This window comes from Gordonia desulfuricans NBRC 100010 (genome assembly GCF_001485495.1).
Lineage (GTDB): Bacteria > Actinomycetota > Actinomycetes > Mycobacteriales > Mycobacteriaceae > Gordonia > Gordonia desulfuricans.
This window is the reverse complement of sequence record NZ_BCNF01000190.1, coordinates 1-7,562: the sequence shown is the minus strand read 5'-3', so window position 1 is coordinate 7,562 and position 7,562 is coordinate 1. Positions and strand designations below refer to the sequence as shown.

General features: G+C 69.5%; 5 protein-coding genes and 1 pseudogene. 5 read left to right on the top strand and 1 reads right to left on the bottom strand.

All coding sequences use genetic code 11. The features are described 5' to 3' along the window. The 5 genes and pseudogenes from GD1_RS25120 to GD1_RS23455 form a co-directional block, all read left to right on the top strand. Positions 1-697, top strand: a pseudogene (locus tag GD1_RS25120) (Fe-S oxidoreductase); the annotation flags it as partial. Positions 698-1,060: 363 nt separating this feature from the next. Beyond that, the gene (locus tag GD1_RS23470; RefSeq protein WP_059039932.1) at positions 1,061-2,314 is read left to right on the top strand and encodes a pyridoxal phosphate-dependent aminotransferase; all 1,254 of its coding nucleotides are present in this window, start codon (positions 1,061-1,063) and stop codon (positions 2,312-2,314) included. 83 nt (positions 2,315-2,397) lie between these two features. Next, the gene (locus GD1_RS23465) at positions 2,398-3,381 is read left to right on the top strand and encodes an alpha/beta fold hydrolase (RefSeq protein WP_059039931.1); all 984 of its coding nucleotides are present in this window, start codon (positions 2,398-2,400) and stop codon (positions 3,379-3,381) included. A 32-nt stretch (positions 3,382-3,413) separates the two neighbouring features. Beyond that, the gene (locus GD1_RS23460) at positions 3,414-4,319 is read left to right on the top strand and encodes a metal-dependent hydrolase (RefSeq protein ID WP_059039930.1); all 906 of its coding nucleotides are present in this window, start codon (positions 3,414-3,416) and stop codon (positions 4,317-4,319) included. A 5-nt stretch (positions 4,320-4,324) separates the two neighbouring features. Next, a complete protein-coding gene (locus GD1_RS23455) occupies positions 4,325-5,485 on the top strand; it encodes a PDR/VanB family oxidoreductase (RefSeq protein WP_059039927.1) in 1,161 nt (386 codons plus the stop codon). Here GD1_RS23455 and GD1_RS23450 read toward each other — a convergent pair. After that, on the bottom strand, positions 5,447-7,372 hold the full coding sequence (locus tag GD1_RS23450; RefSeq protein WP_083534677.1) for a pyruvate kinase: 1,926 nt from the start codon (positions 7,370-7,372) through the stop codon (positions 5,447-5,449). The genes GD1_RS23455 and GD1_RS23450 overlap by 39 nt on opposite strands. Between the last annotated feature and the right edge of the window lie 190 nt (positions 7,373-7,562).

Here is a 7,562-nt window from a genome sequence, read left to right as displayed (position 1 = left end):
CGCCGCCAAGGGCTTCGGCATGGCCGCGGGCAAGCGTCCGGGAGCCAAGAAGCCGGGCGCTGCGGCAGCCGCCACACCCGCTGCGGAGGCCGCCACCGAGGCGGCACCCACCGCGGGTGTTGCGGAGCCGGTGACCGAGGCCCCCGCCACCGAAGCGGTGACCACCGAGGCCGTTGCGGCCAAGGCCAAGGGCTTCGGCATGGCCGCGGGCAAGAAGCGCCCCGGCGGAATCGGCAAGGCCGCCCCCAAGCCGGCCGCCGCAGCAGCACCCGCTGCCGAAGCTGCGCCGGCTCCGGCCGCCGAGGTTCCGGCTGCTGAGGCTCCGGCTGCAGAGGCACCTGTCGAGGTCGTCGCCGACACCGCCGCGCTGACCACCGAGGCCGTCCCCGCCAAGGCCAAGGGCTTCGGCATGGCCGCGGGCAAGAAGCGTCCCGGTGGGATCGGCAAGGCCGCCCCCAAGCCGGCCGCCGCAGCAGCACCCGCGGCACCGGCCGAGACGCCGGCCCCGGTCGAGACCGAGGCTCCCACCGAGACGGTCGCATCGGCCGCGGCAGACGTCGAGGCACCCGCCGAGGCAGTCCCGGCGCCGTCGTCGAACGGTTCCGAGCCGGACGAGCGCACGATCGCCGAGACCGGCGCCGCCAAGGCCAAGGGCTTCGGGATCGCCGCAGGTAAGAAGCGGCCCGGCCACCGCTGATCACAGCTTTACCGACGTAGGACCCACGGAGGAGTCGACCATCTGGTCGGCTCCTCCGTCGTCATGGGGCAGATGAACCCGTCGCTGTCCCGGCTGTGCGCGACTGCCGGCTGTGCGCGACTGCCGTCTGTGCGTCGGCGCCGAGTGTCCGGCCCCGACTGTCTGGTCCCGAGTGTCCGGCCCTGTGCGTCTGGCCCTGTGCGTCTGGCCCTGTGCGTCCGGCCCTGTGCGTCTGGCCCTGCGCACCCGGACCCACCGCGCATCCGACGATGGCGTGAGCCTGCGCCACCCGCGCAAATCCATTTGCGTCGGCCTGCGCCACCCGCGCAAATCCATTTGCGTCGGCCTGCGACAATCGAACTCGTGAGTAGGCCGTATGTATCGCACCTGAACCAGAACCTCAAGCCGCTCGAGCAGTCCCTGAAGCTGCAGAACGTGTGCTACGAGATCCGTGGGCCGGTGCATGCGCACGCGGCGCGCCTGGAGGCCGAGGGCCACCGGATCATGAAGCTCAACATCGGCAACCCGGCCCTGTTCGGGTTCGAGGCACCCGATGTGATCATGCGCGACATGATCCACGCACTCCCCTACTCGCAGGGCTATTCGGAGTCGGCGGGTGTCCTGTCCGCACGCCGGTCGGTGGTGACCCGATACGAGTTGCTGCCGGAGTTCCCCTACTTCGACGTCGACGACGTCATCCTGGGCAACGGCGTCTCCGAGCTCATCACCATGACGATGCAGGCGCTGCTCAACGACGGCGACGAGGTGCTGATCCCGGCCCCCGACTACCCGCTGTGGACGGCCATGACCGCGCTCTCCGGCGGGCAGGCGGTGCACTATCGGTGCGACGAGGAGAACGCCTGGAACCCCGACATCGCCGACCTCGAGTCCAAGATCACCGACCGCACCAAGGCGATCGTCGTGATCAACCCGAACAACCCGACCGGCGCGGTGTACTCCCGTGAGGTCCTCGAGCAGCTCGTCGACGTCGCCCGCCGGCACTCGCTGCTGATCCTGGCCGACGAGATCTACGACAAGATCCTCTACGACGACGCGGTGCACACCAACATCGCGTCGCTGGCCCCCGACCTGCTGTGTATCACCTTCAACGGCCTGTCGAAGGCCTACCGGGTGTGCGGCTACCGCGCGGGCTGGCTGGTCATCACCGGCCCCAAGGACCATGCGAAGGGCTTCATCGAGGGGCTGGGCATCCTCGCGTCGACGCGCCTGTGTGCCAACGTGCCCGGCCAGCACGCGATCCAGGTGGCCCTCGGCGGGTATCAGAGCATCGAGGCGCTCGTCTCCCCCGGCGGCCGCCTCTACGAGCAGCGCAACGTCACCTGGGAGAAGCTCAACGAGATCCCGGGTGTCAGCTGCGTCAAGCCGCAGGGCGCCCTGTATGCCTTCCCGCGCCTCGATCCCGAGGTCCACGAGATCCACAACGACGAGCTGTTCGTCCAGGACCTGCTGCTGCAGGAGAAGATCCTCGTCGTGCAGGGCACCGGCTTCAACCTCGACGACCACAACCACTTCCGCATCGTGACCCTTCCCTGGGCCCGGGATCTGGGTGAGGCCATCGAGCGGATCGGTAACTTCCTGTCGTCGTACCGCCAGTGACCTGGTAAGACCCCGAAACCCCTGGACATTCCCGTTACGCTCGGTAACGTGTACCCCACTGAGAGATTCACAGGGGGAATCGAATGGTCCAGTGGATTGAACGTACCGTCGTCAGCGGGGGCGTCGCCCTCGCCGTCTTCGAGGCCGCCGCGGGCCCGGGGGGACCCGCCGCGCCGCACGACGACCGTCCCGTGGTCCTGCTGGTCCACGGCTGGCCCGACACCCACATCGTCTGGGACGGCGTCGCCGAGGCACTGCTCCCGGATGCGCGGGTCTTCGCCTTCGACTGCCGCGGTCTCGGCCACAGCGACCGGCCGCACGGGATCTCGCCCTACCGCATCGAGACCCTCGCCGACGACGTGTTCGCGGTGGCCGGCGAGGTCAACACCGGCGGCCGGGTGCACCTCGTCGCCCACGACTGGGGTTCCATCCTCTCCTGGGAGGCGGTCTCGCGGCCCGGCGCCGACGACGTGTTCGCGTCGTACACCACCATCTCCGGCCCCTGCCTCGACCACGTCGGCACCCTGGTGCGGGAGAACTTCTCCCCGCCCACCCGGGATTCGCTGCGCGCCACCGCACTCCAGGCCATCGCCTCCACCTACATCGCGGTCTTCCATCTGCCGCTGGTTCCGCGACTCCTGTTGAGCGTCTTGGGAATCCCCCGTGTGTGGCGGGAGTACATCCACGTCATGGACGGCACCCCGCGCGAGGTCATCCAGGTCGCACCGACGTTCCGCCGGGACATGATCGCCGGGGTCGCCTACTACCGGGCCAACATGCTGCGACGCCTGATCCGACCCCGCCCCCGGCCCACCCGGATTCCGGTGCTCGAACTGATCAACACCCGCGACTTCGCCATCCGGACAACCACTTTCGCGCTCACCGGTCGATATGCGGAGAATCTCACCCGCCGCGAGTCGGCCACCGGGCACTGGCTTCCGCTGATCGATCCCGGCTTCGTCGCCGACAACGTCCGCGACCACATCGCGGCCGTCGCCCCGCGCCCCGCTGACTCCCCGAACCCTGCAGGCACCGCGCGGTCCGCGGTGTCCGCCCGGCCGTCCTGACGCCGTTCCGACCCCATGTGAGGAGCACTCCGATGCATGTACCCTCCGATTCGACAGACCCGACCGGCTCCGCCGACCCCGGCCCGGTGGAGATCCACGCCCGCAACGTCGCCTTCGACTGGACGCGGTCGCCGTTGCACTGGATTCCCGGGTTCCCGGTCGCATCGAACTTCGTCAGCGCCTTCAATCTGATGCTCCCCGAAGGGGAACGGTGGTTCGTCCAGACCTTCAACGAGGCCCTGCCGCTGATCCGCGACGAGGAACTCCTCGCCGCGATGCGCGGGTTCATCGGCCAGGAGGCCATGCACGCCGAGGCGCACGACCACGTGATCTGGGAGTTCCTCGATCAGCACGGCATCGATCCGCGCCCGTTCGTCGCACAGATGGAGTGGCTGTTCCGCAAGCTCTTGGCCCCCAAGGCCGGAACCGAACCGGCTGCGGCACAGAAGGATCTGATCGAGCGACTCTGGCTGATCGCCGCCCTCGAGCACTACACCGCTCTGCTGGGTGACTTCGCCCTGAACTCCGCCTGGGTGGAGCACGCCGCCGACCCGACGATGGTGGACCTCTACACGTGGCACGGTGCCGAAGAGGTGGAGCATCGCGCCGTCGCCCACGACGTCGCAGTCTATTTCGGCGACAGCTACATCCGGCGGGGGCGCGCGATGCTCGTCGTGCTGCCCACCCTGTTCGCGGTGCTGCTGCGCGGATACCGCTTCATGCAGCATTCCGATCCCGTCACCCGCGAGTACGGCTTCGTCCGCCGGCAGATCGAGTACCGCCGTGCCGTGCGGGCCGGGGTCCTGCCGCGGTTGTCGCGGATCGCGCTGGCCACCTTCAGCTACTTCCGGCCGGGCTTCCATCCCGACGAGATCGGCTCCACCGCACAGGCCGTCGCCTACCTGGCGTCGTCGCCCGCGGCCCGGAACGCGAGTTGAGCGACGTGAACCAGCGCGCGCATCCGCACACCACCACCCTGACCAGCCCGCCACCCCATCTGTACGGACGGTGGCGGCACGACCCGGTGCTGGTGTTCGGCACCGCCTTCGCCAAGGTCTGGTTCCCGTTGTGGCGCAACCTCTCACCGCTGCACGAGACGCCGGGCACCGAGGACGGTGTCACCGTGGTGCAGGTCGTCGACCGTCAGGTGGTCGCCGAGGACGAGAACGTCGTCGCTCTCACCCTCGCGAACCCGGACGGCGGCGTCCTGCCCCGGTGGTATGCCGGTGCACACCTGGATCTGTTGTTGCCGTCGGGGCGGATGCGCGAGTACTCCCTGTGTGGCGATCCCGCCGACCGGCACAGCTATCGCATCGCGGTGCGGCGCATCCCCGACGGCGGCGGTGGGTCGGTCGAGGTACACGACGGTGTCGGGGTGGGCGATCTGATCCAGATCAAGGGGCCCCGCAACGCCTTTCCCATCTCCCTACCCGGGCACGGATCGTCGGCCACCCGACTGCGGTTCATCGCCGCGGGCATCGGCATCACCCCGATCCTGCCGATGATCACCGCCGCAGAACGCTTCGGGCTGGACTGGTCGATGATCTACACCGGCCGGTCCCTCGAGTCCATCCCGTTCCGCGACGAGGTGGCACGCTTCGCCGATCGGATCACCATCCGCACCGACGACGGACCCGGCGCCGACGGGCCAGTCGGGGTGCCGACCATGACCGAGCTCCTGGGCCCCGTCGATCCCGAGACCGGGCGTACGCCATCGGGTCTCGCCGTCTACTGCTGCGGTCCCACCGCACTCCTGGAGAACCTGCGCATCCATCTGGCCGACCGGCCCGACATCGAGTTGCACTACGAGCGGTTCAGTCCGCCGCCGGTGGAGAACGGCCGCGAGTTCACCGCCACCATCGCGTCCACCGGGCGTGAGATCACCGTCGCCGCAGACGAATCCCTGCTCACCGCCCTGCAGCGTGAGCTGCCGGATCTGCCGTACTCGTGCCGCCAGGGGTTCTGCGGCACCTGCCGCCAGCACACCGTCTCCGGTGCGGTGGATCACCGGGACAACATCCTCACCGAACCCGAGCGGGAGACCGGTCAGATCCTGCCGTGCGTGTCACGGGCGGGTGGGGACCGCCTCGTCCTCGATCTCTGATCCCGTTGCCGTCGCGGCCGGTCCCTCACCCGGGGTGGTCCAGGCCGAGAGTCGGCGCAGGACCGGGGATTTCTTGTCGAGGTGGCTGCCCATCCGGTCCAGGACGGCGTCGAGTGCACCGATCGCGGCGACGATGTTGGGCCCCTTGTTGAGCATCGCGCACTCGGCGCGCCGGGCGGCGCCGGCATCGGTGATCTCCGATCGGGTCGGCAATCCGTTGCCGGCCATCGAGTCGAGGACCTGGGTGGCCCAGATGGTCGGCACATGCCCGGCCTCACAGAGCCACAGGATCTCCTCCTGCACCTCGACGAGACGCTCGAAACCGGCTTCCACCGCGAGGTCGCCGCGCGCGATCATCACCCCGATCCGCCGGTGCCGCATCAGTTCCAGCAGGATCTCCGGGAGGGCGGTGAAACCCTCCACGGTCTCGATCTTGACCACCACGCCGAGGTCGGTGCCACGGTGCGTGCCGGTATCCGCCGCGTCGGCGAGGGTGTCGAGGAGTTCGGCGACGTCACCGGCGCTGCGCACGAACGACAGTGCGGTCATGTCGGCGATCTCGACGACGGTTTCGAGGTCCTTGCGGTCGTCGTCGGTGAGGGCCGGCACCGGAAGTGAACTGTCGGGCAGGTTGATCCCCTTGCCGCCACGTAGTTTCGCACCGTCGAGTCCGGCGCGGGTGATCCGGGCGACCAGCGAGTCGGCGCCGCCACCGCCCGCCGACACCGATTCGATGATGCCCTCGATCTTCCCGTCGTCGAACAAGATTCGATGTCCGGGGGCGACCGCGGAGAACACCTCCGGCAGCGTGCAGCCGATGGTGGTGAGGTCGGTAGACGGGTCGTCGGGGTTGACCGGGGTGTCGTCGGCGGTCACCACGATCCGCTGACCGGCACGCACCAGGAAGTACTGCCCCGACGACGGCAGTTCGCCGATGGTCAGGCGGATGCGGCGGCCGTCGTCGCCGGAGCAGCTCAGGCGCGCACCCGGGGTGAGGTAGTAGGTGCGGTCGGCGGCGATGAGCACCCGTCGCGACTCGGTGCGCACCACGCGGGCGATGCGTCGGCGCCCACGGGTGTCGTGGAAGGTGATGTCCTGGCCGACGGTCAGCAGGTCGAGCGTCTCGGCGTCGGTGACCGGTGCCGACTGCAGATCGGTGGCGGTGTCGGTCTCCCCGACCAGCCACAGCATGCCCGGTTCGACGACGCGGCCGAGCGGGTCGCGTCGCGGCTTCACCTTGAGCACGTGGGGTCCGGGTGTGATCGGCCCCGTCCGCAGTTTGGGGCCGCCGAGATCCATCGACACCGCGGTCCGCGGGTCGGCGGAGCGCGCGTTGCGGGCCATGGCCCGCCAGGCGTCGGGCCCGTCGTGGGCGCAGTTGATCCGCACCACGTCGCCGCCCGCCTGCACGATGTCCCGCACCAGCGTCGGGTCGGTGGCGGCCTCGCTGGGCAGGGTCACCATGATGCGGGTCCCCGGATGCGACGCCGTCACGCCCGACGACGCGGAGAACAGTGCATCGGCATTCCGTTGAAGCTCATCGGTTTCCGGTTCCCCGGTCGGGAACGGCCGGCAGATCTCGGGTACCGGTTGCCCGGCCGCCCGCGACAGGATGGCCGCGACCGCCGCCAGGTTCTCCATCACCCGCGGTTCCATCCGGCCCAGCGACGAGAGTCCGTGCCGACTCAACTCCGCCTGCAGGGCGCGGAGGTCCAGGGCCCGCAGCGCCCGGTAGTGCAGCAGGTTGGCCGCACCGCTGCGGTGGTCGGGATGAATCCGCGAGAGGTCGACGGCTCGCTCGGCGGCCAGCGCGAGATCCATGAGATCGAGGATCTGCGCCCGCAGCCGGAGGATCGAGGGGTGGTCGTCGGTGGTCACGGCGTCCATGTGCGTACTCCTGATGCGCGAGGGATGCCCGGACCGTAGCGCGATCAGGTGAACGGCAGGTGAGCTGCGGCGAGATCTTCGGTCCCGGTGCCCACCCACGATGGTCGAGCCGGGACCGAGCCCCAAAGGCGAGGACGCGTGTCGAGACCCCGCGACCACCCACCATGGATGGTCGAGCCGGGACCGAGCC

Bases quoted from the DNA above. Each gene is read 5' to 3' on its own strand.
- GD1_RS23465 (WP_059039931.1), top strand. From the start codon at position 2,398: ATGGTCCAGTGGATTGAACGTACCGTCGTCAGCGGGGGCGTCGCCCTC.
- GD1_RS23460 (WP_059039930.1), top strand. From the start codon at position 3,414: ATGCATGTACCCTCCGATTCGACAGACCCGACCGGCTCCGCCGACCCC.
- GD1_RS23450 (WP_083534677.1), bottom strand. From the start codon at position 7,372: ATGGACGCCGTGACCACCGACGACCACCCCTCGATCCTCCGGCTGCGG.